This is a genomic window from Citrobacter sp. TBCS-14, from assembly GCF_005280805.1.
Taxonomy (GTDB): domain Bacteria; phylum Pseudomonadota; class Gammaproteobacteria; order Enterobacterales; family Enterobacteriaceae; genus Citrobacter; species Citrobacter gillenii.
This window is the reverse complement of the sequence record NZ_SZWM01001195.1, coordinates 242,142-268,308: the sequence shown is the minus strand read 5'-3', so window position 1 is coordinate 268,308 and position 26,167 is coordinate 242,142. Positions and strand designations below refer to the sequence as shown.

Sequence of the window (26,167 nt, the reverse complement as noted above, 5' to 3'; positions counted from 1 at the left end):
TAAAAAAATAATCAAAGGCCGGGGATTATACGCTGTATGTCCGCCAGAAATGAAGCGGAGTCTGAGCCAGACGAGTAGAAAGTTAAATAAATTGTTAAATTTTACTACGCCTACTTTTATCTATACCCAAAATAATTCGAGTTGCATGAAGGCGGCAAGTGAGTGACAAATTCGTCAGGAAAGAATTTGAACAGCCAAAGGCTGGCCTCCGGTGAGGGACATGGATGTCCCTCATTAATCTCCAGGAGCATAGATAACTATGTGACTGGGGTGAACGAACATAGCTAACGCACATGCAACTTGAAGTATGACGGGTATATCATAATTGACATCATGTCTTGCCAGCCGTACCAGGTCTTTTTGGCGGGGGATTTTCCATTGCATCGCAACGAATCACTTAATATTTCCCAGCTGCGGGTTGTTCTTCACCTGTGCGGATTTCTGGTTCTCCTGTACAGCTTCTCTATGCTGCCGCCGATGGCCATCGCCTTGCTGAACAAAGAACGGAGTTATTTTGCTTTTTTGAGCACCTTTGCCGTTTTTTTTACCCTCGGCGGCGGTGCCTGGCTGGCGACAAAACGTGCGGGCATTCAGCTACGAACCCGCGATGGGTTCGTCATCATCGTTCTTTTTTGGCTACTTTTTTCATTCATCAGCGCCATGCCGATGTGGATGGAAGACGGGTTAAATCTCTCCTTTGCCGACGCCCTGTTTGAAGGCGTCTCCGGTATTACCACCACCGGGGCGACGGTCATTGACGATGTCGGCGCGATGCCCAGATCTTATCTGTATTATCGGGCGCAGCTCAATTTCATCGGCGGTCTTGGCGTTATCGTCCTCGCCGTTGCCGTCCTGCCGCTGCTGGGGATCGGCGGCATGAAGCTGTATCAGTCTGAAATGCCAGGGCCGTTTAAAGAAGAACGCCTGACCCCACGACTTGCCGATACCGCACGTACGCTGTGGCTAACCTATGTCACCCTGGGGTTTGTTTGTACGCTGGCCTACTGGATTGCCGGCATGTCGTTTTTCGATGCGTTATGCCATGGGCTTTCGACAGTCTCCCTCGGTGGGTTCTCCACCCGAAGCGAAAGTATCGGTTTTTATAACAGCCACGCCATTGAGCTTGTCGCCGGGCTGTTTTCGCTGCTTTCTGCCTTTAACTTCACCCTCTGGTACGTCGCCATTGTCAAACGGACCTTCAAGCCTTTTCGCCGTAATGCCGAACTGCAGCTGTTTCTGATCATTGCGCTGGTGATCACCCTGATAGCCACCTGGCAGGTCTGGCGGGCAGGTATGTACAATTTAACGGACAGTCTGGTGCATGCTTTTTTTCTGGCAAGCTCAATGCTCACAGACAACGGCCTGTCGACGGCGGATTACGCCCAGTGGCCTTCACATACTATCTTCATGCTTCTCATCGCCAGTTTCTTCGGGGGGTGTATCGGTTCGACCTGCGGGGGTATTAAGGCGCTGCGTTTTTTAATTATGTTCAAGCAGTGCCGACAGGAATTACACCAACTGGCCCATCCTCGTGCATTACTGAATATCAAAGTGGGTAATAGCGTGGTTAACGAGCGCGTGATCCGCTCAGTGTGGAGCTTCTTTTTTCTCTATGCTTTGTTTACCAGTTTTTTCGTCTGGGCGCTTAATCTGATGGGCTACGATCTCTTTTCCTCGTTCGCCACCGCCGCGGCCTGTATCAATAATATGGGGCTGGGATTTGGCATCACGGCGGTCACGTTTGGTACTTTAAACGAAGAGGCAAAGCTGTTGATGTGCGCGGCCATGATCATGGGGCGTCTGGAAATCTACCCCATTTTGATCCTTTTCTCGCGCATGTTCTGGCGGGCGTAATAGCCTGCCCGGCACATTATGGCGCCGGGTTCACCAGCATCTGTCCGATCGAGCCACGATCGGCCATTTCCAGCGTCTGGCTGTTAAAGTAGAACGGGAAATGCGCCCAGGAAGGCTGTCCGTAATACACCAGCAGCTCAACCTGACCATCCACCCAAACGGTATCTTTCCAGCCCCGGTCTTCCGGGAACGGCATCGCGCCGTTCACATTGCGGATCAGGAAAGAGACGCCTTCGATATGGAAAGACTGCGGCATATCCGCCCGCACCGTCCAGCGCTCCCAGGAGCCCTGCTGAGCGGTAATGTCCATGCGGTTTACATCCCACAACTGCCCATTAATGCCGGGATCGTCATCAAGGCTGATCTCACGACTGCGAATCGGTGAGCCGCTTAAAATTTCCGTAGGCAACAAACGCATCGGCAGATTGTCGGTCACCAGCGGCAGCAGCCCGGTCGGGCGCAGGGTCAGTACCAGCGTGGAAATCAGAATACTGGAGGGCTCGAAGAAGCCGCGGATCCGGTCGACAATGCTGGCCGCCTCACCACAGGTGATCGACACTTCATCGCCGTTGGTCATGTCCACCAAAATCTCACGACGTTCACCCGGGGCCAGCGAGAGTTGCTTCACCGAAACCGGCGCGGGTAAAAAGCCCTGATCGCCGGAAATCACATGCAGCGCACGACCGTCACTCATTTGCAGCTGGTAACGACGCGAGTTCGACGCATTGAGTAAACGCAAACGCACCCAGCCGCGAGACACTTCCACATACGGGCTTTGTGCCCCGTTAACCAATAGCGTATCACCAACAAACCCGCCGCTACCCGGCTCGCTGTATTCAGGCGTGCCGAAGTTATCCAGGCGCTTGTCCTGAATAATGACCGGAAAATCATCCACGCCATAATGGTTGGGAATTGGCAGCGACTTACTGACTTCATCTTCAATCAGCCACATACCAGCCAGACCGTTATAGACCTGCTGCGCGGTACGGTTCGGCGTATTGGCGTGATACCACAACGTGGCGGCGTCCTGGCGAATGGGCAATACCGGCGCCCAGTCCGCATTCGGTGACATCATGCGTGCCGGCCCGCCCATCAGTGGGCCAGGAACCTGCAGCCCGGCGACGGTCATTGAAACATTCTCGGTAAGACGGTTGCTGTAAATAAGCTTGACGTCATCCCCTTTCCAGACGCGGATGGTCGGCCCCAGGTAACGCCCGTTAATCCCCCAGACCGGCGCGCGGGTGCCTTGCGTAAAGGACCAGTGAGCGCGTTGCAGGGTCATAAATAGCGGCTGTCCGCGGCGAGACTCCAGCAGCGGTGGAACAGGTAACGGTTGTTGCTGACCGGCAGCATTAGCCTTCAGCGGAATAGCACCTGCACACAGTGCGATCCCCGATGTCTGAATGAACTGACGCCGACTGAGTGACATATAAGCTCCATGTAAAACTGGCGATTAACACGCAGGAAAGTATTTCCTGTAACAAACTCGGATGGCGCGAATCACACCTTACCGGTAGCTTCACGCTCGGCAACTTCTTTGTCGAGTTCGGCGATTTTTTGTTCCATTAACGTGCGGCAATGCGCGGCCAGTTCACGAACCTGATCCTTACCATAGTGGCTGATATCTACTGGCGGTAACATCTCGACGATCGCCAGACCATTATTTAATCGGTTAAGTTTAATCTTATTTGAGGTCGTTGAGACGCACACCGGGATCACCGGAACACCCGCGGCAATTGCCGCATGAAACGCGCCAGTTTTAAACGGCAGCAGACCACGGCCACGGCTACGCGTACCTTCCGGGAACATCCAGATAGAGATACGACGTTTTTTAAAATGATTAACGACCGTCGCAATGGTGCTGTGCGCTTTGGCGCGATTGTTTCTGTCGATCAACAGGTTACCGGTGAGCCAGTACAGCAGGCCGAAGAACGGGATCCACAGCAGGCTTTTTTTACCGACCGTAACCGTCGGTGGTTGCACGATCTTCGCGGCGGTAACCATGTCATAGTTATTCTGGTGGTTACAAATATAGATAGCGTTGCCGTAGTCCTTTGCGTCCGGCGGCATGCGGCATTCCACCTTCAGGCCGTACAAGGGGGCCAGTCGACCAAACATATGGCCAAACGTTGAGACGTGTTTAGGATTTCGTGGGCTGAACAGACAATATATACAACCAAAAACACAGACCAGAATGCAGTAAATTACGGTAATGAATAAACGAAAAATATATAGCATAACAACCTCTAAGGCCTAAGAGCCTGGCATTTTACGTCACCAGATGCAGAACCCTGCGTCAGGTTAGGGCTTTGTTAAGAGCGGCTCTCTGGAAAAGCGTATTGTTAATCGCAATGCACGAATAAACAACGGTTTCACGGGAATTTTTAATGTTGACTCTCCCTGCGTAAAAGCAGGGAGAGTCAGACGACAGCGTTATTCTTCGCTGTCGCCCTGACCGGCACGTCGTGGTGAGTCAATTTCGATACGGTCGATGCGCTGTAAACCGCGCATCAGCGTACCGCGACGCCCACGCTCGCCGGTCACCTTCTGCAGTTCTTCAGGACGCAGTTTAATTTTGCGTTTACCAACGTGAATGGTCAGCGTACTTTGCGGAGGCAACACGTAGAGGTGCGCCAGCCCATCATCCCCTTTCGCCGCTTCTGCAGACGGAATGTTGATGATCTTGTTCCCTTTCCCTTTCGACAATTGCGGCAGATCACTGACCGGGAACATCAGCATACGCCCGGCATGGGTGATCGCCAGCAGCATGTCGCTTTCATCTTCAAGCACCACCGGCGGCATCACATGCGCGTTCTCCGGTAACGTAATCAATGCCTTACCTGCACGGTTGCGCGCCACCAAGTCATTGAAGGTGCAGACGAAACCGTAGCCAGCATCGGAGGCCATCAGCAGTTTCTGGTCATCACTTTCCATCAGCATATGCTCAACCGTCGCTCCCGGCGGCAGCGTCAGCTTACCGGTCAGCGGTTCACCCTGACCACGTGCCGACGGCAGCGTAATCGGGTCGATGGCATAGCTGCGCCCGGTTGAATCCACGAACACCACCGGCTGGTTGCTCTTGCCCTTCACCGCCGCCTTGTAGCTGTCACCCGCCTTATAGCTTAAGCCCGGCGCATCAATGTCATGGCCTTTGGCGCTACGCACCCAGCCGCTTTGCGACAGTACAATGGTGACCGGCTCAGACGGCAGCATGTCGTGCTCGCTCATCGCCTTCGCTTCTTCGCGCTCTTTCAGCGGAGAACGGCGATCGTCGCCATAGGCATCTGAGTCTGCCTGCAGCTCTTTCTTCAGCAGGTTACTCATCTTGCGCTCAGAGGCCAGAATGCCCTGCAGCTGATCGCGTTCTTTCGCCAGCTCGTCCTGCTCGCCACGAATTTTGATCTCTTCAAGTTTGGCAAGATGACGCAACTTCAGTTCGAGGATGGCTTCAGCCTGGGTTTCAGAAATGCCAAACCGCGACATCAGCTCAGGCTTCGGTTCATCTTCATGACGAATGATTTCAATCACTTCGTCAATGTTGAGGAACGCCACCAGCAAACCTTCGAGGATGTGCAGGCGCTTGAGGACTTTTTCCAGACGATAGTTCAGACGACGACGCACGGTATCTCGGCGGAACGCCAGCCATTCGGTGAGGATCTCCAGCAGGTTTTTCACCGCCGGGCGACCGTCGAGGCCAATCATGTTCAGGTTGATGCGGTAGCTTTTTTCCAGATCGGTGGTGGCAAACAGGTGGTTCATCACCTGCTCCATATCCACACGGTTGGAGCGCGGCACGATCACCAGACGGGTCGGGTTTTCGTGATCCGACTCATCGCGCAGATCGTCCACCATCGGCAGCTTTTTATTGCGCATCTGGGCGGCAATCTGTTCAAGCACTTTGGCACCGGAAACCTGATGTGGCAGCGCGGAAATCACCACCGCGCCATCTTCTTTGGTCCAGACCGCACGCATACGCACGGAGCCACGTCCGTTTTCGTAAATCTTACGAATTTCTGCACGCGGGGTAATGATTTCTGCTTCGGTCGGGTAATCCGGTCCCTGGACGATATCCAGCAGCTGATCCAGCGTCGTTTTCGGCTGCTCAATCAGCGTAATCGCCGCTTTTGCCACTTCACGCAGGTTATGTGGCGGAATGTCCGTTGCCATGCCGACCGCAATACCGGTGGTGCCGTTCAGCAGAATATTCGGCAAACGCGCAGGCAGCATCTTCGGCTCCTGCATGGTGCCGTCGAAGTTTGGCACCCAGTCCGACGTCCCCTGGCCGAGTTCCCCCAGCAGCAGTTCCGCATATTTAGACAGTCGAGATTCGGTATAACGCATCGCCGCGAACGATTTCGGATCGTCCGGTGCCCCCCAGTTCCCCTGCCCGTCAACCAGCGGATAACGGTAAGAGAACGGCTGCGCCATCAGCACCATCGCTTCATAGCAGGCGCTGTCGCCGTGTGGGTGGTATTTACCCAGTACGTCGCCGACGGTACGGGCGGATTTTTTAAATTTGGCGCTGGCATTCAGCCCCAGTTCGGACATCGCGTAAACGATGCGTCGCTGAACGGGTTTCAGACCATCACCAATAAACGGCAACGCCCTGTCCATGATGACGTACATGGAATAGTTCAGATAGGCGTTTTCCGTGAATTCATGCAGCGCAAGGCGCTCTGCCATATCGCTCATTAATCGTGGTTCCTCAACTGTTAGCCCGAACAATACCCGGTATTCGTCAGGCAATATTGCCGCAGATACTACCCTATCTGGCGAGTTGAGTCACAAAGAAAAGGGCCGCGAACGCGGCCCTGATGGGGATTATTTGGTGACTTTGGTAATCTGTTTTACGTCGATTTCAACGGAGTTCCAGTCTTTATCCACTTCGCCCTGGATTTCTACGACATCCTGCGGCGTGACGGTTAAACCGTTCCAGCGCTTGTGGTCGATATCCACGTTCACCGTGCCAGATGCATCTTTAAACAGGTACAGATCGTCGGAGATACGCTCAACGATGTTACCGCGCAGCGTGACCCAGGTATCATCACGCAGCGATTTTGCGCTTTCTACCGTCGTGCTGCTGCCATTCGGACCCACAAATCCGCCCGCCTGGCTTTGCGTCGCCGTTGGGCCAGAGAATCCGCCCTGCTGCGCTGCCATAACAGGTGCGGAACACAGTGCCATCACGGCAACCATTGCAGCTAATTTTTTCATCTTCATGTCTCCCTTATCATGTTGTTTCACGACTATTTAATAAGTTAATCCTTAACAACTTCTTAAGGCAAAAAAAGATTCTTTTTTTGCTGTACATCCCCGGTTGCCACAAGGTTTACTGGCAGCCAACTGAGTGAGCGCAGGGAAGAACATATGCGTATTTTACTGGTAGAAGATGACGCGTTGATTGGCGACGGTCTGAAAACGGGTCTGAGTAAAATGGGGTTCACCATCGACTGGTTTACCGAAGGTCGTCAGGGTAAAGAGGCGCTTTACAGTGCGCCTTATGACGCGGTGATCCTCGACCTGACGCTGCCGGGTATTGACGGCCGCGATATCCTGCGCGAATGGCGCACAAAAGGAAAACAGGAGCCGGTGCTGATTTTAACGGCCCGCGACGCGCTGGCAGAACGCGTGGAAGGTCTGCGCCTCGGTGCGGATGACTACCTGTGTAAACCCTTTGCACTGATTGAAGTGGCCGCCCGACTGGAAGCGCTGGTACGTCGCGCCAGCGGTCAGGCTACCAGCGAACTACGCCACGGTCAGGTGACGCTTAATCCCGGCGCACTGGTCGCCACGTTCGCAGGCGAGCCATTGTCGCTCAAGCCGAAGGAGTTCGCACTGTTGGAACTGCTGATGCGTAATAAAGGGCGCGTCCTGCCCCGTAAACACATTGAAGAAAAACTGTATAACTGGGACGAAAACGTCTCCAGCAATGCGGTTGAAGTGCACGTCCATCACTTACGCCGTAAGCTCGGCAGTGATTTTATCCGCACCGTGCACGGCATTGGTTACACCCTGGGTGATGCATGAAATTCACACAACGCCTCAGCCTGCGCGTCAGGCTAACGCTTATCTTCACCATTTTGGTGCTGGTGACCTGGCTGATTTCCAGTTTTGTCGCCTGGAAGCAAACCACCGACAACGTCGACGAGATGTTTGACACACAGCTGATGCTGTTTGCCAAACGGCTGGTCACGCTGGATCTTGACGAACTAAAAGCCTCTGAGCGCTTTGCCCAAACGCCAAAGAAATTCAAACACGGCCATATTGACGACGATGTGCTGACCTTTGCGGTCTACACCCCGGACGGAAAAATGGTTCTGCACGACGGCGACAATGGTCAGTACATTCCCTATAGCTATCGCCGGGAAGGGTTTGACGACGGCTATCTGAACGGTGACAACGATAAATGGCGCTTTATCTGGCTGACTTCAGCAGATAAAAAGTACCGGGTCGTGGTCGGTCAGGAGTGGGAATACCGCGAAGATATGGCGTTGGCGATTGTGACGGCCCAACTGGTGCCGTGGCTGGTCGCCCTGCCGTTGATGCTGCTGATCCTGATTGTACTGTTAAGTCTTGAACTTAAGCCGCTGAAAAAGCTGGCACAGGCTTTACGTTTGCGCGATCCGGAATCTGAAGAACCACTGAGTCTGAAAGGCATTCCCGGCGAGGTTCGCCCACTGGTTGAGTCGCTCAATCAGCTGTTTACCCGTATTCACACCACCATGGTACGCGAGCGGCGCTTTACCTCAGATGCCGCGCACGAACTGCGTAGCCCGCTGACGGCGCTCAAGGTTCAAACCGAAGTGGCGCAACTGTCTGACGATGACCCGCAGTCACGACAAAAAGCGCTAATGCAGATGCAGACGGGAATTGACCGCGCCACTCGCCTGGTCGATCAGCTGCTGACGCTTTCGCGTCTCGATTCGCTCAACAACCTTCAGGATGTCGCCGATATCTCACTCGAAGAGTTACTGCAATCCGCCGTCATGGATATCTACCACCCGGCACAGCAGGCCCACATCGACGTGCGCTTGCAGATTAACGCTCACGACGTTAAACGCACCGGCCAACCGCTGTTGCTTAGCCTGATGGTCCGCAATCTGCTGGATAATGCAATCCGCTACAGCCCGCAGGGTAGCGTCGTGGACGTGACGCTCAACAACCACTGTTTCAGCGTCAAAGATAACGGTCCGGGCGTTACGCCAGAGGTATTACTGCAAATTGGTGAGCGTTTCTATCGTCCACCAGGACAAAACGCGACCGGCAGTGGGCTGGGCCTGTCGATCGTCCGGCGTATTGCGACGTTGCACGGTATGTCCGTGTCATTCGCCAACGCCGCGGAAGGTGGATTTGAAGCCAAAATCAGCTGGTAACGTTGAATTATTGCGCTACCAGCAAAAGACTTTGCACATTTTGCTAATTTCACCGCACCGATCATCGGCGTAAAATCGCTCTCAAACGTAATTCTTTGAGGACACAACATGAGCAACATTCTGATTATCAATGGCGCTAAAAAATTCGGCCATTCTAATGGTCAGTTGAATGACACCCTGACCGAGGTCGCGGACGGTATCCTGCGCGACCTCGGACATGATGTTAGAGTCGTGCGCGCAGACAGCGATTACGACGTACAAACAGAAGTGCAGAACTTTGTCTGGGCTGACGACGTTATTTGGCAAATGCCGGGCTGGTGGATGGGTGCACCGTGGACAGTGAAAAAATACATCGATGATGTGTTCACTGCAGGGCACGGTACGCTGTACGCCAGCGATGGTCGCACACGTTCTGATGCCACTAAAAAATACGGTTCTGGCGGCCTGATTCAGGGCAAAAAATACATGTTGTCCCTGACCTGGAATGCACCGATGGAAGCCTTTACTGACAAAGATCAGTTCTTCCACGGCGTCGGCGTTGATGGCGTTTATCTGCCGTTCCATAAAGCAAACCAGTTTTTAGGTATGGAAGCGCTGCCGACTTTTATCACCAATGATGTGATTAAAATGCCGGATGTCCCGCGTTATATCGCAGAATATCGCAAGCATCTGACCGAGATTTTTGGTTAACTAGTTACCTGGAATTAGAAGGAGTTAACCATGCTTACCGTTATTGCAGAAATCCGTACACGTCCAGGTCAACACCACCGCCAGGCGGTGCTGGATCAGTTTGCTAAAATCGTTCCAACCGTCCTGAAGGAAGAAGGCTGTCATGGCTACGCGCCGATGGTCGATCACGCCGCAGGTGTGAGTTTTCAGACCACAGCGCCGGATTCAATCGTGATGATTGAACAGTGGGAAAGTATTGCGCACCTTGAAGCGCATTTGCAAACCCCGCATATGAAAGCTTACAGCGAAGCCGTGAAAGGTGATGTGCTGGACATGAGCATTCGTATTCTGGAATCAGGTATTTAAGATTGTTGATGTACCGGATGACGTCGCCCGCGACGTATCCGGTCTACACACAATCTGTAAGCCCGGTAAGCACAGTGCAACCGGGCCAATAAACTTACCAGTACAACTTCCAGCACTGCGTAAAACGGGTTAACGCCTCAACGTAAAAGTAATCTCCCCAGCTTGCGCACTCATCGACCCCTTTATTGCTCGCAAGATGGTAAACCGAGTGTTTCAGTAGCCCGTTGCCCTTCTCATCTTTGCCCATCAGATAATGCTGCGTCAGCGATGACATGATCCCCATCGCCCATTGTTGATAACGTTCACGATCCGGATCGGTCACCGGCAGGTGTTTAATCAACTCCAGCAGGCCACATACCGCAATGGCCGCCGAAGAAGAATCACGCAGCGCATCGGTGCCCACCAGCGCCAGATCCCAGTGACAAACGGCATCATCCGGCAGGCGATTGAGAAAGTAGTTGGCCAGTTTTTTCGACAGCTGCACCATCTCGCGATCGCCGGTATAGATATAGCTCAACAGAAAACCATAAATCCCCCACGCCTGCCCACGCGACCAGCATGAATCATCAGCGTAACCCTGCTGGGTATTACCGTAGCGCGGCGCGCCGGTTTGCACATCCATGTAGTAGGTATGGAACGTCGAGGCATCTTCACGGATCAGATATTTCGCCGCCTGCGCCACGTGCGCTTTTGCCGCATTGGCAAAGCGCGGATCGCCCGTCTGTTCACTGGCCCAGTACAGCAGCGGCAGGTTCATATTGCAGTCAATGATCATCCGACCAGCCTGCTCGGGATCGCGGAGATCGCCCCATGCCTGAATGATCTGCGCCTTCTCGTGAAAACGTTCGAGCAGAGCTTCTGCCGCCATCAGCGAAAAACCGCGCGCATCGCGATTGCCCGTCAACCGCCAGGCCGCCACACAGGAAAGCGTGTACAGGAAGCCCAGGTCGTGGGTGTTGGTGTCATGACGCCCGGCAATACGCAAACCAAATGAGCGCACGTGCTTTTCGGCCATTTCACGAAATGTCGCTTCACCGCTCATTTCCCACGCCAGCCACAGTTGCCCAGTCCAGAAACTGGTGGTCCACTCCACATTATCCGTCAGCGGGTAATAACCGTTGACGCAGGTTTCGGCAGGAAAGTATTCACCGAATTCCGTTAACTGACGGCTAAGCAGCTCGAGGATATGTTCCCTGGCGCCATTCATTTGTTCCTGAAAGGCTGCGGTATTAAGCGGGCTACCAGGAAAAGCGCGCAACGTTTCCTCAACGATATGCTTTAACATATTTTGGTTCCTTATTACGTAGATTATCTTGTCGCGTTATTTTCGGCGATATCGAGCGCGGTATTATTGCGACGTTTACTTTGGCAGGCGGATAACGTAAATGCCGAAATCAGCGTAAAGGTCAGCGCAATAATACCCATAATGATATAGGTCTTTTCAAAACCAATTCGGTCATACATTAATCCGGCAGGTGAAGACACCACCACGTTGCCAACATACAGCATCGCCTGATAACCCAGTAAATACATGGTTGCGTTGACGCGTTTATCAAAATGTTCGGCAATGTATTTAAAGACAGAAACCAGCAATAAACAGATTTCCAGGCCATACAACGGTTTTAGCACTGAAATTAACAGATGCGAGTCGCACAGTCCGGAGATAACCAGACGCGCGCCGACCAGTGCCCCGACAATCAGCAATCCCCGCTTCGCGCCGATGTAGTTAACGAACAGCGGGATCACCATATACATGATAAATTCCATACCTGACTGCACGGTGCCCAGATATCCGAATACCGCATTGCCTTTATGGACATCAGCAAAGAAGGTGACAAAATAACGCGAGAATTGCTGTTCGGCGATAAACATCATCCACGCCACGCCTGCGACATACAGGCAAAACGCCCAAAACTTGCGGTTACGCAGCAGCGCGTAAACATCCGCAGGAGAGATTTTATCTTTGGTCAGTACCTCTGAGGCATTGGCTGAATTTACGTTCACTTTCAGGCTTAGCAGGACAATCAGCATTACCACCGACGCCACGCTACCTAACATAAAGTTATACGCCGGAGAGAGGTTAAACAGCAGCCCCGAGAACGACGACGCGACTGCCCAACCGAGCGATCCCCACATGCGGATTTGCCCAAACTCCATGCCGTTTAAACGACTGTAGCGGTCAGAATAGGATTCGCAGGCGGCCACACCGGCGTACCACGCAAAGCTTAAGTAAATTGCGCCGACAATAATACCCAGCAGGGTATTGGAGATTAATAGCGGCTGATATACATAAATAAAAAACGGTGCCATTAATGCCGACATAATCACGACAAAATAGAGCAGGTATTTACTCATACCGATTCTGTCGAGGATATAGCCATAAATCGGCTTCAGTATCACCGAGAAAATACCGTTCACTGCAAATACGGTACCGATAACCGTCCCACTTAACTGCGCTTTCTGCCCCAACCAAATGGCCAGCAAACCAATACTGGCCGACCAGGTAAAGAAATAAAGAAAAATAAAGCTACTAATTTTATAATATTCTGTTCTGTTACTCGCTGAACTCTTTTTCATACCATCCTCGCTATAAAAAGAACGACAACTGACGTGCACCGTCAGGTTCGCGAATAACGACCTGGTTACGGTTAATTTGCAGCAGTGGGACCGTGAGCACGTTTTTTTGCTTGCCGCTGGCATTCACGGCGCAGCACAGCCAGCTCTCGCCCGGCAGGATCTCGGTGGTCAGCGTCGGAATAGCCGCGCACTCAGCAAACATAATGCTGCTGTTAGGCGGCGTGACCACATTGTCCGGCTGGCGGATGATGGCAGGCGACAGATCCACAATCGCACTGGTCCCGTTACGCGCTGCCAGCAGACATCCCCGTGCGCTGAGCTGCGGCTCTGTCTTCATCACTGCAAAGCCCCCTTCCACCGTTTGCAGCGTTCTCGCACTGTGAATGCGGTGCAAACGAATATGCCACTCGCCAAACGGCACCAGCCAGGTCTCAATACTGACGTCATGCCACGGCGACCAACGGGACCAGAGATAATTTTCATCAACGCGAACGTCATCGCACTGACGACGTCCACGGAAGTAATTATCGCCATCTGCCAGCAGCAGCATGGAATCGCACGCCGCATGTTTGATGCCGTAGCGCCCGCGCTCAATGGTGAAGCCAAAACGGCTGGAGTAGGCAAATTTGGTGTACTTGGCCTCGGTATTCACATAGTTGTTCAGCTCAAGCTGCCCTGACGCCAGCATCGTGACATGCGCAGAATCTTCGCTGTGTTGCAGGATCTGCCCGGCATGGGTAATCACCCGTTTTTCGTCAAGCACCGGGAGCGGCAACTCTTCAGCCTGCCAGAACGCGTGATCGTCTGGTAACGCGAGGATCAAGAAGACTTTCAGTGCCCAGTACGGCGATCCCGGCGAATTGTAGTCTTCACACATCGCCAGGTTTGGATAGGCAAAGCCCAACGTCAGGATGCCGTCTCGATCAAAAATCGGCTGCTGTTGCCACCAGCGCAGATGGCGCAGGATCACCCCTTTGATAACCCCGGGTGAGAACACATCCAGTTCAGCAAAGGCCACCGCACTCCAGAAAGCGACCATGGCAAAGCGGTAGGTCAGGCTGCGACCAAACGGCACCGATGCCCCGTCGGCGGCAGACATAAAGATAAAATCCGCGGCAAACAGCCGGGAACGTTCACGCAAGGTAGCGGCGCGACGGGTGTCCTCCGGGCTGAGGGTGGCATACAGCAGGCCATAAAAATGAAAGGCCATGGAGATGTAATAATCTTTAGGTCGCCCGGGACCGTCGGAATACCAGCCATCGCCGAGGTAGTAGGCGTCCATCATCTCAAATCGCCGATCGATAGCCTGTTGGTCAAACGGTAATCCTGCACGTTTAAAGCCAAGCTGCACGATAATGGCGAAATAGTTCCAGTTGCTGTCCGGCATCTGAGCATCGGTAATTTGATTCAGCCAGCGGTGCAGATTGTCCTGCTCCATTGCGCTGAACATCCCGGTTAAACGCGTCTGCAATAACGCCAGGCCCAGACCATACGCCGCCATCTCGACCAGACGCTGATCGTAAGGACCGGTATCCCCCCAATAGTGCGAGCTGTGGGGATCGGTGCCGAGTTTTATCGCCTGAATATATTTGTCGGCAAACGGCACATCCGCCCCGCCGGCCATCAGCGGAAATAGCCCCCACAGCGCTCGGGAAAGCCCTTCCATGCAGGCAATATCCACGCTGTAATGCGCGCAGGTATCACCGAGAGAAAACTGAGCCTGTCCCGCTGGGAATTGCTTGTCGAGTGCCCGTAAAAGGGTATTAACGGCACGCGTAACGTCTTCGCGGGATGACAATGGATTTGATTTTTCTTCAGTTGCCGACCACATACTCTGCCCCTCTGAATTAAGTGGCTAAAGAATAGTGAATGGCAGACAAGCAGAAATGTTACTTCAATCACACCACAAACATTAAAATAAAACAGTGATTGAAGAAATTTAAAAATAGGGTTTATAAACAGGAATTCGCCGGCAAAAGTTTAAATTTATTGCACTATGAACTTATCTTCCCCTCAAGAGTACCTGGAGCTGATTGCCCTCAACGACGCGGTGGTGTCGTTCAGTCGTTTATTTGCCAATACGGTTCGTTATCACCATTGGCATCAGTGTCTGGAAGTGTTGTACGTGGAAGAAGGGTTTGGCGTGGTGACGGTCGATCATAAGCAATACACCATGCGTCCAGGGCGGATGTTCTTTTTCCCGCCGTTTACGCTGCATAAAATTTTTGTCGACGAGCAGGTGCGGGACCGTTATCGGCGGACCATTATTCATCTCGATCAGCACGCGGTGCTGAAGGTGTTACGCGACTTTCCACTTCATCAACAGCGTCTACAACACCTGAGTGTACGCGGGAGCGAGGCGTGGGTCATCGACGCCGCAGACGTCCATACGCACATTGATTTTCTGTTCAGCCGCTATGCAAAACTGGCCGCGCAGAAACCGCTTAACACTGAGCACGTTACCTGCCTGTTATTGAATTTATTCAGCCTGTTACCCGAAGATAACGTCAATATGCATGATAGTGATACGGGGATGGCCAGCCAGGTGATGTTCTGGCTTGATGAGCACTACATGCATAAATTTAGCCTGGTGACGCTGGCACAAGCGTTAGGAAAATCAAAAAGTTATGTTTCTCGGCGTTTTCAGGTAGAAACAGGCGAGAGCATCCTCGGGTATCTCAACACGCTGAGGTTGAGAAAAGCCTGCGAGGCGCTGTTACACAGTGAGGCAAGCGTCAGAGAGATTGCGCAAAAAGTGGGGTTTTCTGATGTGACTTATTTTATCAGCGCCTTCGGAAAAGGCATTGGCGAGACGCCGTTACAGTACAGGAAGCGGCATAAGCCGTAACGCCTGATGGCGACGCTAACGCGTCTTATCAGGCCTACGGGCACAATGTGAATGTAGGCCGGATAAGCGAAGCGCTATCCGGCATTCACAACATCATGCTTACCCTTCGAGATCCGCCAGGTCGCCTTTCTCCTGCAGCCAGTTACGGCGATCTTCTGAGCGCTTCTTCGCCAGCAGCATATCCATCATGGCGTTGGTGCGCTGATCGTCTTCATCATCAATGATGAGCTGCACCAGGCGACGGGTATTTGGATCCAGCGTGGTTTCGCGCAGCTGCATCGGGTTCATTTCACCCAGACCTTTAAAGCGCTGGACATTCGGCTTGCCTTTCTTACGCTTCAGCTGCTCCAGTACGCCCGCTTTCTCTTCTTCCGTGAGCGCGTAATACACTTCTTTCCCGAGGTCGATACGGTACAGCGGCGGCAGCGCTACGTAGACGTGTCCGTGTTTGACCAACGTGCGGAAGTGCTTCACAAACAATGCGCACAGCAGCGTAGCAATGTGCAGACCATCGGAGTCCGCATCCGCGAGGATACACACCTTGCCGTAGCGCAACTGGCTGAGATCGTCGCTGTCCGGATCGATACCGATCGCTACCGAGATATCGTGAACTTCCTGGGAGGCCAGCACTTCATCAGAAGAGACTTCCCAGGTGTTCAGGATCTTACCCTTCAGCGGCATGATCGCCTGATACTCACGATCGCGCGCCTGCTTGGCCGATCCGCCCGCCGAGTCACCTTCCACCAGGAACAGCTCGGTGCGGTTAAGATCCTGTGCGGTGCAGTCCGCCAGCTTACCCGGCAGTGCCGGACCGCTGGTGAGTTTTTTACGCACCACTTTTTTCGCTGCACGCAGACGACGCTGAGCGCTGGAAATCGCCATTTCCGCCAGCAGCTCTGCTGACTGCACGTTCTGGTTCAGCCACAGGCTAAAGGCATCTTTTACCACCCCAGAAACGAACGCCGCGCACTGGCGCGAAGAGAGACGCTCTTTGGTCTGACCGGCAAACTGTGGATCCTGCATCTTCACGGACAGCACGTAGGCGCAGCGATCCCAGATATCCTCCGCCGACAGCTTCACGCCGCGCGGCAGGATATTGCGGTATTCACAGAATTCACGCATCGCATCCAGCAGACCCTGACGCAGGCCATTGACGTGCGTCCCGCCCTGCATGGTTGGGATCAGGTTAACGTAGCTTTCGGTCAGCAGTTCACCGCCTTCCGGCAGCCACAGCAGCGCCCAGTCCACCGCTTCCGTATCACCGGAGAACGTCCCGACAAACGGTTTTTCCGGCAGCAACGGCAGGCCGTTCACCGCTTCGCCCAGGTAATCGGTCAGGCCATCGGCGTAGCGCCAGGTCTGTTCGGTATCGTTGACCTTATCCTTGAAGATGATCTCCACGCCCGGGCAGAGTACCGCTTTGGCTTTCAGCAGATGGCTCAGGCGAGAAGCGGAGAAACGTGGGCTGTCAAAGAAGCTTTCATCTGGCCAGAAGTGCACGCTGGTCCCGGTATTGCGCTTTCCACAGGTGCCGGAAACGTGCAGGTCTTCGACCTTTTCACCGTGTTCAAAGGCGATACTGTGAATCTGACCATCACGACGAACGGCCACTTCAACACGTTTTGACAAGGCGTTAACCACCGAAATCCCCACGCCGTGCAGGCCACCGGAGAACTGGTAGTTTTTGTTAGAAAACTTACCCCCTGCGTGCAAACGGCAAAGGATCAATTCAATGGCCGGGACGCCCTCTTCCGGGTGGATATCGACGGGCATGCCACGTCCATCATCAATGACTTCCAGTGATTGATCGGCATGAAGGATAACCTCGACACGTTTCGCGTGCCCGGCCAGCGCTTCATCCACACTGTTATCAATAACTTCCTGCCCCATATGGTTAGGACGAGTCGTATCTGTGTACATCCCCGGGCGGCGGCGAACCGGCTCAAGCCCAGTGAGTACCTCAATGGCATCAGCGTTATAAGTTTGCGTCATGGTTTAAATTAGCAATTCGAATTGATCGTCAAAAACTGTGCAGTCCAAGGAAATCGACAATCTGGTTGAAATAATCTTCGAAGCCTGTGAATGCGTGGTTTCCGCCCTCAATAACAGTTTGACGGCAGGAGGCGTAATACGCCACCGCCTGGCGGTAGTCCAACACTTCATCGCCCGTTTGTTGTAGCAGCCAGAGCAAATCCGGCGCCTCCAGCGGGTCAATCTGCATGACTTTAAGATCGTAAATATGGCGAGACTCTAGCACATATTGCTGGCCCGTGTAGGGGTTCTCGTTTTGGCCAAGGTAGTCGACCAGCAGTTCGTAAGGCCGCACCGCAGGGTTCACCACCACCGCAGGCAACATAAAACATTGCGACAGCCAGGTGGCGTAATAACCCCCTAAAGAGGAGCCAACAATCCCCAGCGACTCTCCGCCATGCTCAAGGACTATTGATTCCAGCATCTCTGCCGCTTGGGCAGGATACGGTGGCAGCTGCGGTACGATCATCTCAACGTGCGGGTGGTGCTCTGCCAGCCAGCTTTTCAGCAGACACGCCTTCGCCGAGCGAGGAGAGCTATTAAATCCGTGTAGATAGAGAAGCGTAGACATCAGTAGCCTTCTGAAGCGGTATCAGGGTGGAACCGAATTCCCGGCAGACGGCACACCTGAGTGTGCAACGAACCATCAGCAAAAAGTTCCAGCGTACGCCAGCCGGGACTAATGGTATCTAACGTAAAGTTGGCACAATGCGGCTTGAACTGCACGCATGTCGACGGCGTAGCCAGCAGGCGGCGACCGTTCCAGTCGAGATCCAACTCCTGATGAATATGCCCACACAGCAGATACTTCACGCGCGGATAGTTCACCAGCACGTTGTCCAGCTCAGCAGCATTGCGCAGGCTGTGCTGATCGAGCCAGCTACAGCCCGAAGGCAGTGGGTGGTGATGCAAAAGCAGCAAGGTATTCCGTTCAGGCGCATCGGCAAGTTTTCGCTCCAGCCATTCAAGCTGGAACTCACTTAATTCTCCGTGGGGAACGCCAAAAACCTGGCTATCGAGCAGCAAAATTTGCCACTGTTCACCAATGAAGACGCGTTTCGCAGGTGAAATTCCGGCGTCCTGCAGGGCGCTGTACATGGCTGGCTGAAAATCATGATTGCCAGGTAACCAGACGCAAGGCGCACGAAAGCTTGCGATACCCTCAGCAAAATGCTGATACGCCGCAGCGGATTGATCCTGCGCTAAATCGCCTGTCGCCACGATCAGATCGAAGTCGGTCGACTCAGCATGTATAGCGTCCAATACGCACTGATAGCTGTCCCAGGTGTTCACTCCCAGCAGCGTTTCATGCTTTTCGGCAAACAGGTGAGTGTCTGTAATTTGCAAGATCCTGACTCTGGCCTCACCAGCCAAAGGAAGGGTTAACAGGCTTTCCAAATGGTGTCCTTAGGTTTCACGACGCTAATAAACCGGAATCGCCATCGCTCCATGTGCTAAACAGTACCGTAACCAGTCGGCCAGGAACTGATTAATTTGATGCTTTTCGTCGCGTTGATGCAACTTTTTATTTGGGTAATCATACCGCGCTTTGAAGCGAAAGATCTGCTGACTTGAACACACTTCAGCCACCCTCGCATCATGATACAGGCGGACGGTAAGCGATGGCAGGCTCCAGTAAGTGACAGCAGGCGCCGTCTGTTCGATCGCAACCAGCGTAGTGTATCGGGTCGATTCAACAATCGTTAACCGATATTGTGCGTTTGCCACCTGATAGCTCACTGTTTCGCCGACCACATCATTTCGCGGCAACAGACGGCGCAGCTGCGAAAAGTTGGTTTCGCACAGGCGCATCATTTCAGGGAAATCAGGTGTATAACGCTTCATTTTTTCCACTCAGTTTTTAACTCTTGATAGTGCAGCTGTAACCATTGCAAGGCGATGACAGAAGCCGCGTTGTCGATTTTTCCCTCTTCCACCCACTGATAAGCCTGTTCCCGGCTTACCACATGAACGCGAATATCTTCGTTTTCATCCGCCAGACCGTGGATCCCGCTTGCGGTCGTGGCGTCCACTTCGCCGACCAAAATGGACAGGCGCTCGCTCGTGCCGCCGGGGCTTGCCAGATAGCTCAGCACAGGTTTGGTTCGTTTTACGTCCAGTCCGGCTTCTTCCATCGCTTCACGGCGGGCAACGTCCTCAACGGTTTCACCTTCTTCGATCATCCCGGCGACCATTTCCAGCAGCCACGGGCTTTCGCTGGTATCAAATGCCGCAATACGAATCTGCTCAACCAGCACAACTTCGTCCCGCTCAGGGTCAAAGGGTAGCAAGACCGCCGCGTGTCCGCGCTCAAAAATTTCGCGCGTGACTTCCTCACTCATTCCACCGTTAAACAGGCGATGGCGGAACCGATAAAGATCCAGTGAAAAAAAACCGCGGTATAGCGTTTCTCGTGCAATAATTTCTACATCATTTTTCGTGAAAGTCATTGGCAAGCTGTCTGGTTTACGCATTGTGCTGTCCTGATACCAATAGTGATTAAAATGTGAATTTCAAGGTCGTTTGACTGCTGTTTGGGCGCCCTTGTGTTAAATTGATGCAAATTAACGCCGTATGGCACGTAACGCCAACTTTTTGAAGTGGTGGATTCTGCTAGAATCAACAATTATTTTTACCATTTGATCAGCGCTAAATACTGCTTCACAACAAGGAATGCAAATGAAGAAATTGCTCCCCATCCTTATCGGCCTGAGCCTGTCGGGGTTCAGTACTTTGAGCCAGGCAGAGAACCTGATGCAGGTTTATCAGCAAGCACGCCTGAGCAACCCGGAATTGCGTAAATCCGCCGCCGATCGCGATGCTGCATTCGAAAAAATTAACGAAGCGCGTAGTCCGTTACTGCCTCAGCTGGGCTTAGGTGCCGATTACACCTACAGCAATGGCTACCGTGATTCAAACGGCGTGAATTCCAACGCCACCTCTGCTTCGTTAACCCTGACTCAGTCTCTGTTCGATATGTCGAAATGGCGTGCCCTGACGCTGCAAGAAAAATCAGCGGGCATCCAGGATGTGACCTATCAGACCGATCAGCAAACGCTGATCCTGAATACCGCCACGGCCTATTTTAAAGTATTGAACGCGATTGATGTGCTGTCATACACCCAGGCACAGAAAGACGCAGTTTACCGTCAGTTGGATCAGACTACCCAGCGTTTTAACGTCGGCCTGGTCGCCATTACTGACGTACAGAACGCCCGTTCACAATACGATACCGTGCTGGCAAATGAAGTTACCGCGCGTAACGATCTGGACAACGCGGTGGAAGAGCTGCGCCAGGTTACCGGCAACTACTATCCGGAACTGGCCTCGCTGAACGTTGACGGTTTTAAAACCAACAAACCGCAGGCAGTAAATGCGCTGCTGAAAGAAGCCGAAAACCGCAACCTGACCTTACTGCAGGCGCGTTTAAGCCAGGACCTGGCGCGTGAACAAATTCGTCTGGCGCAGGACGGTCACCTGCCGACGCTGAATTTAACCGCCTCCACCGGGGTCTCTGATACCTCTTACAGCGGATCTAAAACTCGTGCAAGCGATGCAGGCACACGCTTTGACGATAGCAATGAAGGTCAGAACAAAATTGGCCTGAATTTCTCGCTGCCGCTGTACCAAGGTGGCATGGTTAACTCGCAGGTGAAACAAGCACAGTACAACTTTGTGGGCGCGAGCGAACAGCTGGAAAGTGCGCACCGCAGCGTGGTACAGACCGTACGTTCATCCTTCAATAACATTAATGCGTCCATCAGTAGCATTAACGCGTACAAACAAGCGGTTGTCTCTGCACAAAGCTCTTTGGACGCGATGGAAGCCGGTTATTCCGTTGGTACACGTACCATCGTGGATGTGTTGGATGCCACCACCACGCTGTACAACGCCAAACAGCAGTTGGCTAACGCACGTTATACCTATCTGATTAACCAGTTAAACATCAAATCTGCGCTCGGTACGCTGAACGAACAGGATCTGGTGGCGCTGAACAATACGCTGGGCAAACCGATTCCGACCGCGCCTGACACCGTCGCGCCGGAAAACACACAGCAAGACGCTGCAGCAGACGGCTATACCGCGAGCAACAACGCGGCAGTCGCTCAGCCGACGGCAGCACGTTCAACCAGCAGCACCGGCAACAATCCGTTCCGTAACTGATGGTGATGACGGGGCTTCGGCCCCGTCTGAACGTAAGACAACGTAAAGATCCGCCCCTTCTTCCGCATTCTCGCCTCTTCCCGCTTCAATTTCGACCAGTCATCCTCTATTCTGAGCAGTATTTACCACTGGGTCCTGGAAGACATAAATGAAACGGACAAAATCTATACATCACGCGTCGTTCCGCAAAAGCTGGAGCGCACGCCACCTGACTCCTGTTGCCCTGGCTGTTACCGCCGTTATTATGCTGGCGGGCTGTGAGCAGAGCGACGAAACAGTATCGCTTTACCAAAATGCGGACGACTGCTCGACGGCGAATCCGGGTAAAAGCGCTGAATGTACAACCGCATTCAACAACGCGCTGAAAGAAGCTGAGCGCACGGCGCCGAAGTACGCCACCCGCGAAGACTGTATCGCTGAATTCGGCGAAGGTCAGTGCCAGCAGGCACCTGCACAGGCCGGTATGGCACCAACGGGTGAAGGCCAGGCTCAGGCGCAGAATCAAAGCAGCGGCAGCTTCTGGATGCCGCTGATGGCAGGCTACATGATGGGCCGCATGATGGGCGGCGGTATGGGCGCTCAGCAGCCGCTGTTCAGCTCGAAAAATCCAGCCAGCCCGGCCTACGGCAAATATACCGATGCTGGCGGCAAAAACTACGGCGCAGCAACGCCGGGCCGTACCATGACCGTACCGAAAACCGCCATGGCGCCGAAACCGGCAACCACATCAACCGTCACGCGCGGTGGATTTGGTGAATCTGTCGCCAAGCAAAGCACCATGCAACGTAGCGCCAGCGGTACCACCACGCGTTCAATGGGCGGCTGATCCACATGGAAAGAGTCAGTATTGTTGAGCGCCCGGACTGGCGCGAAAAAGCCACCGAATACGGTTTTAACTTTCACACCATGTACGGCGAACCGTACTGGTGTGAAGACGCCTACTACAAGCTCACGCTTGCACAGGTCGAAAAGCTGGAAGACGTCACCGCTGAACTGCACCAAATGTGCCTCAAGGTGGTTGAAAAGGTCATCGCCAGCGACGAGCTGATGACCAAGTTTCGTATTCCCAAACACACCTGGGGATTTGTCCGCCAGTCATGGCTGACTCAGCAGCCGTCGCTCTATTCCCGCCTCGATCTGGCATGGGATGGCATCGGTGAACCTAAGCTGCTGGAAAACAACGCCGATACGCCAACCTCGCTGTACGAAGCTGCATTCTTCCAGTGGATCTGGTTAGAAGATCAGCTCAATGCCGGGAACCTGCCGGAAGGCAGCGATCAGTTCAACAGCCTGCAGGAAAAGCTGATTGAACGCTTCACCGCGCTGCGCGAACAGTATGGTTTTCAGCTACTGCACCTGACCTGCTGTCGTGACACCGTCGAAGATCGCGGGACCATCCAGTATTTGCAGGATTGCGCGGCCGAAGCAGAAATCGCCACCGAATTCCTCTATGTCGAAGATATCGGCCTCGGTGAGAAAGGTCAGTTCACGGACTTAGAAGATCAGGTGATTGCCAACCTGTTTAAGCTCTATCCGTGGGAATTTATGCTGCGCGAGATGTTCTCTACCAAGCTGGAAGATGCCGGCGTTCGCTGGCTGGAACCGGCCTGGAAGAGCATCATCTCCAACAAAGCGCTGTTACCACTGCTGTGGGACATGTTCCCGAACCATCCGAACCTGCTGCCTGCGTATTTCGCCGAAGACGACTATCCACAGATGGAAAAATTCGTCGTGAAACCGATCTTCTCGCGAGAAGGCGCTAACGTCTCGATCGTTGAGAACGGTAAAACGATCGAATCGGTGGAAGGCCCGTACGGTGAAGAAGGTATGATCGTACAGCAGTTCCATCAGCTACCGAAGTTTGGCGATAGCTACGTGCTGATCGGCAGTTGGCTGATTAACGATCAGCCAGCCGGGATTGGCATTCGCGAAGACAGAGCGCTGATCACTCAAGATCTTTCCCGCTTCTATCCGCATATTTTTGTCGAATGAATGAAAGTGCCGGGTGGCGGCTCTGCCTTACCCGGCCTACGACACGAACTGTAGGCCCGATAAGCGCAGCGCCATCGGGCATTAATCATCCAACCTGCACCGACAGCATACTCAGACTGCCCATCTCAATGCCGTCCACAGGAATTGTCACGGGTTCTTTTCCATCCCACGCGCCTAATACGTAAAGCAGCGGCAGATAGTGATCCGCCGTTGGATTCGACAACGATCCGCCTTCATGATCCAGATAGTTGACCAGCGGATGTTGTTCAACCGGTCCCTGCCATGTCAGGTTGGCCTTCACATAATCGTTGAATGAGGACGCCCACGGGTATGGCGTATTTTCACCGTGCCAGCGTGCCGTGCGCAGGTTATGCACCACGTTACCACTGGCGACCAGCATAATACCTTCATCGCGCAGCGCCGCCAGCTTACGACCCATTTCAAAATGCCAGGCGGCCGGCTTCGTGCTATCAATGCTTAATTGCACCATCGGGATGTCGGCATTCGGGTACATCTTGATCAACACGCCCCACGACCCGTGGTCAAAACCCCAGGCTTCTTTGTCTAAGGCGACTGGGACGGGAGACAGCAAATCCACCAGATGCTGCGCCAGTTCTGGCGAGCCCGGCGCCGGATAATGTGTGTCATACAGAGCCTGCGGAAAACCACCAAAATCATGAATCGTTTTCGGTGCTTCCATGGCAGTTACGCCAGTGCCACGGGTAAACCAGTGCGCCGAAACCACGACTATGGCTTTCGGGCGCGGCAACGTTTCCCCCAGTTGCTGCCAGGCACGGGTATAAACGTTATCTTCCAGAACATTCATCGGGCTGCCGTGCCCCAAAAACAATGCTGGCATACGAGTTGAAGACATGATGATATCCTTACTGAGGGAGTCATTTTGATATCATCACAATACGCTTTTTCGGTTGATGAAGAACTCAGATAACCATGATGAAGATCATCAGTTATTTTGACGGTCTGGCCCGGACAGCTGATGGATAAGGAGTTGGATTTGTCGATGTCAGTACCTTTACTTCTGACTTTACTGGCGGGTGCCGCCACCTTTATTGGCGCCTTTCTTGGCGTGCTGGGACAAAAGCCCTCAAACCGCGTGCTCGCCTTTTCTCTGGGTTTTGCCGCGGGCATTATGCTGCTTATCTCCCTGATGGAGATGCTACCCGCCGCACTGGCTGCAAAAGGAATGTCACCCGTACTTGGCTACGGGATGTTTATCGTAGGCTTACTGGGCTATTTTGGTCTGGATCGTTTGCTGCCGCACGCCCATCCTCAGGATCTCGTGCAAAAAACAACACAACCTTTACCCGGTTCTATTAAACGCACCGCCATTTTGCTCACGCTTGGCATTAGTCTGCACAATTTCCCGGAAGGGGTCGCGACGTTTGTGACTGCCAGCAGCAACCTCGAGCTGGGTTTTGGTATCGCCCTCGCCGTGGCATTGCATAATATTCCTGAAGGTTTGGCCGTTGCCGGACCCGTGTACGCTGCAACCGGTTCGAAACGTACCGCGATATTTTGGGCTGGGATCTCCGGTATGGCGGAAATACTCGGCGGCGTACTGGCGTGGTTAATTCTGGGGAGTTTAATTTCACCGGTGGTCATGGCGGCAATTATGGCGGCTGTTGCCGGAATTATGGTCGCACTGTCCGTCGATGAACTGATGCCGCTGGCAAAAGAAATCGACCCGAATAATAACCCCAGCTATGGTGTACTCTGCGGAATGTCGGTGATGGGACTCAGCCTTGTCATCCTGCAATCAATGGGCATCGGATAATACAGACGGCGGATGCTGTCCTGCCCTGCAGGCCATCCGCCCCTACAACAGCAAAGCGACAGGGATTATTCATGCTCCCTGGCCGTGCCAGCCTCTTCGCTCGTACGGCGAAAGAGTTTGTTACGCGCCTCAAGCAACGCATCTCGGTCTTGTCGAAACGCGCGGCAATAACGCTTCATATGACAATAATAACCAATAGCAACGAGTGCAATTAATACCATCCAATACCAGGCAATAAACATTCTTTTACCCTTAAAATTTAACATCATTAAACATTTAACGTTAAAATTTCACATATCCTTATTTCAACCTACCACTATAGTGGCACATTACAGAAACAAATAGATGATTTCGATCATATAAACCAGCGGATAGAGCCAATTGAAAAACATGCATTAAAAATAAAACAATACAGAACCTGCAAGCATCTATAAATAACATTAATTATAATAAGTACATTCCAAACTGACTTTATTTAATTAAATCAATACACTAGTG

Annotated in this window: 24 protein-coding genes; 10 read left to right on the top strand and 14 right to left on the bottom strand. The window is 53.0% G+C overall.

The features are described from left to right. The first annotated feature begins 378 nt into the window (after nucleotides 1-378). A complete protein-coding gene (locus FDX22_RS26030; protein ID WP_146717989.1) occupies nucleotides 379-1,854 on the top strand; it encodes a TrkH family potassium uptake protein in 1,476 nt (491 codons plus the stop codon). A 16-nt stretch (nucleotides 1,855-1,870) separates the two neighbouring features. Here FDX22_RS26030 and ftsP read toward each other — a convergent pair whose 3' ends face one another. The 4 genes from ftsP to FDX22_RS26010 all read right to left on the bottom strand — a co-directional run bounded on the left by ftsP (nucleotide 1,871) and on the right by FDX22_RS26010 (nucleotide 7,068). Next, nucleotides 1,871-3,283, bottom strand: coding sequence for a cell division protein FtsP (ftsP, locus tag FDX22_RS26025; protein WP_115257481.1), 1,413 nt, complete (start codon nucleotides 3,281-3,283; stop codon nucleotides 1,871-1,873). A 71-nt stretch (nucleotides 3,284-3,354) separates the two neighbouring features. Then, on the bottom strand, nucleotides 3,355-4,092 hold the full coding sequence (gene plsC, locus FDX22_RS26020) for a 1-acylglycerol-3-phosphate O-acyltransferase (protein ID WP_115257480.1): 738 nt from the start codon (nucleotides 4,090-4,092) through the stop codon (nucleotides 3,355-3,357). Between the two features lie 195 nt (nucleotides 4,093-4,287). Continuing rightward, nucleotides 4,288-6,546: a DNA topoisomerase IV subunit A gene (gene parC / locus FDX22_RS26015; RefSeq protein WP_096755658.1), complete on the bottom strand. Its 2,259-nt coding sequence runs from the start codon at nucleotides 6,544-6,546 to the stop codon at nucleotides 4,288-4,290. A gap of 129 nt (nucleotides 6,547-6,675) precedes the next feature. Then, a complete protein-coding gene (locus tag FDX22_RS26010; protein ID WP_146717988.1) occupies nucleotides 6,676-7,068 on the bottom strand; it encodes a YgiW/YdeI family stress tolerance OB fold protein in 393 nt (130 codons plus the stop codon). 153 nt (nucleotides 7,069-7,221) lie between these two features. On the opposite strand from FDX22_RS26010, the gene qseB reads away from it, so the two are divergent. From qseB to FDX22_RS25990, 4 genes are all read left to right on the top strand, one after another. Next, the gene (gene qseB, locus FDX22_RS26005; RefSeq protein ID WP_096755656.1) at nucleotides 7,222-7,881 is read left to right on the top strand and encodes a quorum sensing response regulator transcription factor QseB; all 660 of its coding nucleotides are present in this window, start codon (nucleotides 7,222-7,224) and stop codon (nucleotides 7,879-7,881) included. After that, nucleotides 7,878-9,227 (top strand): quorum sensing histidine kinase QseC, encoded by a 1,350-nt coding sequence (qseC, locus tag FDX22_RS26000; RefSeq protein ID WP_146717987.1) that lies wholly within the window; start codon nucleotides 7,878-7,880, stop codon nucleotides 9,225-9,227. The genes qseB and qseC overlap by 4 nt, the downstream gene beginning before the upstream one ends. A gap of 108 nt (nucleotides 9,228-9,335) precedes the next feature. Continuing rightward, nucleotides 9,336-9,917 carry an NAD(P)H-dependent oxidoreductase gene (locus tag FDX22_RS25995; RefSeq protein WP_146717986.1) on the top strand — a complete coding sequence of 194 codons (582 nt, stop codon included), beginning with the start codon at nucleotides 9,336-9,338 and terminating at the stop codon, nucleotides 9,915-9,917. Between the two features lie 30 nt (nucleotides 9,918-9,947). Beyond that, nucleotides 9,948-10,262 carry a putative quinol monooxygenase gene (locus tag FDX22_RS25990; protein WP_096755653.1) on the top strand — a complete coding sequence of 105 codons (315 nt, stop codon included), beginning with the start codon at nucleotides 9,948-9,950 and terminating at the stop codon, nucleotides 10,260-10,262. Between the two features lie 94 nt (nucleotides 10,263-10,356). Here FDX22_RS25990 and FDX22_RS25985 read toward each other — a convergent pair whose 3' ends face one another. Genes FDX22_RS25985 through FDX22_RS25975 form a run of 3 tightly spaced genes read right to left on the bottom strand, consistent with a single transcriptional unit; the run spans nucleotide 10,357 to nucleotide 14,670 of the window. After that, a complete protein-coding gene (locus FDX22_RS25985; protein WP_146717985.1) occupies nucleotides 10,357-11,547 on the bottom strand; it encodes a glycoside hydrolase family 88 protein in 1,191 nt (396 codons plus the stop codon). 23 nt (nucleotides 11,548-11,570) lie between these two features. Continuing rightward, on the bottom strand, nucleotides 11,571-12,839 hold the full coding sequence (locus tag FDX22_RS25980; protein ID WP_096755651.1) for an oligosaccharide MFS transporter: 1,269 nt from the start codon (nucleotides 12,837-12,839) through the stop codon (nucleotides 11,571-11,573). Between the two features lie 10 nt (nucleotides 12,840-12,849). After that, entirely contained in the window at nucleotides 12,850-14,670 is a 1,821-nt protein-coding gene (locus FDX22_RS25975) for a DUF2264 domain-containing protein (RefSeq protein ID WP_146717984.1), read from the bottom strand. A gap of 165 nt (nucleotides 14,671-14,835) precedes the next feature. Between FDX22_RS25975 and FDX22_RS25970 the strand changes: the two genes are divergently transcribed. Further along, on the top strand, nucleotides 14,836-15,687 hold the full coding sequence (locus tag FDX22_RS25970; RefSeq protein ID WP_146717983.1) for an AraC family transcriptional regulator: 852 nt from the start codon (nucleotides 14,836-14,838) through the stop codon (nucleotides 15,685-15,687). A gap of 99 nt (nucleotides 15,688-15,786) precedes the next feature. On the opposite strand, the gene parE is transcribed toward FDX22_RS25970, so the two are convergent. Genes parE through nudF form a run of 5 tightly spaced genes read right to left on the bottom strand, consistent with a single transcriptional unit; the run spans nucleotide 15,787 to nucleotide 20,192 of the window. Further along, nucleotides 15,787-17,679 (bottom strand): DNA topoisomerase IV subunit B, encoded by a 1,893-nt coding sequence (gene parE, locus FDX22_RS25965; RefSeq protein ID WP_146717982.1) that lies wholly within the window; start codon nucleotides 17,677-17,679, stop codon nucleotides 15,787-15,789. Nucleotides 17,680-17,707: 28 nt separating this feature from the next. After that, nucleotides 17,708-18,289, bottom strand: a complete 582-nt coding sequence (gene yqiA, locus FDX22_RS25960; RefSeq protein ID WP_115257472.1) for an esterase YqiA — start codon at nucleotides 18,287-18,289, stop codon at nucleotides 17,708-17,710. Then, the gene (cpdA, locus tag FDX22_RS25955) at nucleotides 18,289-19,116 is read right to left on the bottom strand and encodes a 3',5'-cyclic-AMP phosphodiesterase (protein WP_096755646.1); all 828 of its coding nucleotides are present in this window, start codon (nucleotides 19,114-19,116) and stop codon (nucleotides 18,289-18,291) included. The genes yqiA and cpdA overlap by 1 nt, the downstream gene beginning before the upstream one ends. Nucleotides 19,117-19,140: 24 nt before the next feature. Further along, nucleotides 19,141-19,563 (bottom strand): DUF1249 family protein, encoded by a 423-nt coding sequence (locus FDX22_RS25950; protein WP_096755645.1) that lies wholly within the window; start codon nucleotides 19,561-19,563, stop codon nucleotides 19,141-19,143. Continuing rightward, nucleotides 19,560-20,192 carry an ADP-ribose diphosphatase gene (gene nudF, locus FDX22_RS25945; RefSeq protein ID WP_096755644.1) on the bottom strand — a complete coding sequence of 211 codons (633 nt, stop codon included), beginning with the start codon at nucleotides 20,190-20,192 and terminating at the stop codon, nucleotides 19,560-19,562. Before nudF ends, FDX22_RS25950 begins: the two co-directional genes overlap by 4 nt. Before the next feature lie 199 nt (nucleotides 20,193-20,391). Between nudF and tolC the strand changes: the two genes are divergently transcribed. The 3 genes from tolC (at nucleotide 20,392) to FDX22_RS25930 (ending at nucleotide 23,874) form a co-directional block, all read left to right on the top strand. Then, on the top strand, nucleotides 20,392-21,882 hold the full coding sequence (gene tolC / locus FDX22_RS25940) for an outer membrane channel protein TolC (RefSeq protein ID WP_117342681.1): 1,491 nt from the start codon (nucleotides 20,392-20,394) through the stop codon (nucleotides 21,880-21,882). Nucleotides 21,883-22,030: 148 nt separating this feature from the next. Beyond that, nucleotides 22,031-22,708 carry a DUF1190 family protein gene (locus tag FDX22_RS25935; RefSeq protein WP_115257469.1) on the top strand — a complete coding sequence of 226 codons (678 nt, stop codon included), beginning with the start codon at nucleotides 22,031-22,033 and terminating at the stop codon, nucleotides 22,706-22,708. 5 nt (nucleotides 22,709-22,713) lie between these two features. Continuing rightward, nucleotides 22,714-23,874: a glutathionylspermidine synthase family protein gene (locus FDX22_RS25930; protein WP_096755641.1), complete on the top strand. Its 1,161-nt coding sequence runs from the start codon at nucleotides 22,714-22,716 to the stop codon at nucleotides 23,872-23,874. Between the two features lie 85 nt (nucleotides 23,875-23,959). On the opposite strand, the gene ygiD is transcribed toward FDX22_RS25930, so the two are convergent. Then, on the bottom strand, nucleotides 23,960-24,748 hold the full coding sequence (gene ygiD / locus FDX22_RS25925) for a 4,5-DOPA dioxygenase extradiol (RefSeq protein ID WP_096755640.1): 789 nt from the start codon (nucleotides 24,746-24,748) through the stop codon (nucleotides 23,960-23,962). Between the two features lie 147 nt (nucleotides 24,749-24,895). On the opposite strand from ygiD, the gene zupT reads away from it, so the two are divergent. Next, a complete protein-coding gene (gene zupT / locus FDX22_RS25920) occupies nucleotides 24,896-25,669 on the top strand; it encodes a zinc transporter ZupT (protein WP_096755639.1) in 774 nt (257 codons plus the stop codon). A gap of 65 nt (nucleotides 25,670-25,734) precedes the next feature. On the opposite strand, the gene FDX22_RS30305 is transcribed toward zupT, so the two are convergent. After that, nucleotides 25,735-25,911, bottom strand: a complete 177-nt coding sequence (locus tag FDX22_RS30305; protein WP_181506558.1) for a hypothetical protein — start codon at nucleotides 25,909-25,911, stop codon at nucleotides 25,735-25,737. Between the last annotated feature and the right edge of the window lie 256 nt (nucleotides 25,912-26,167).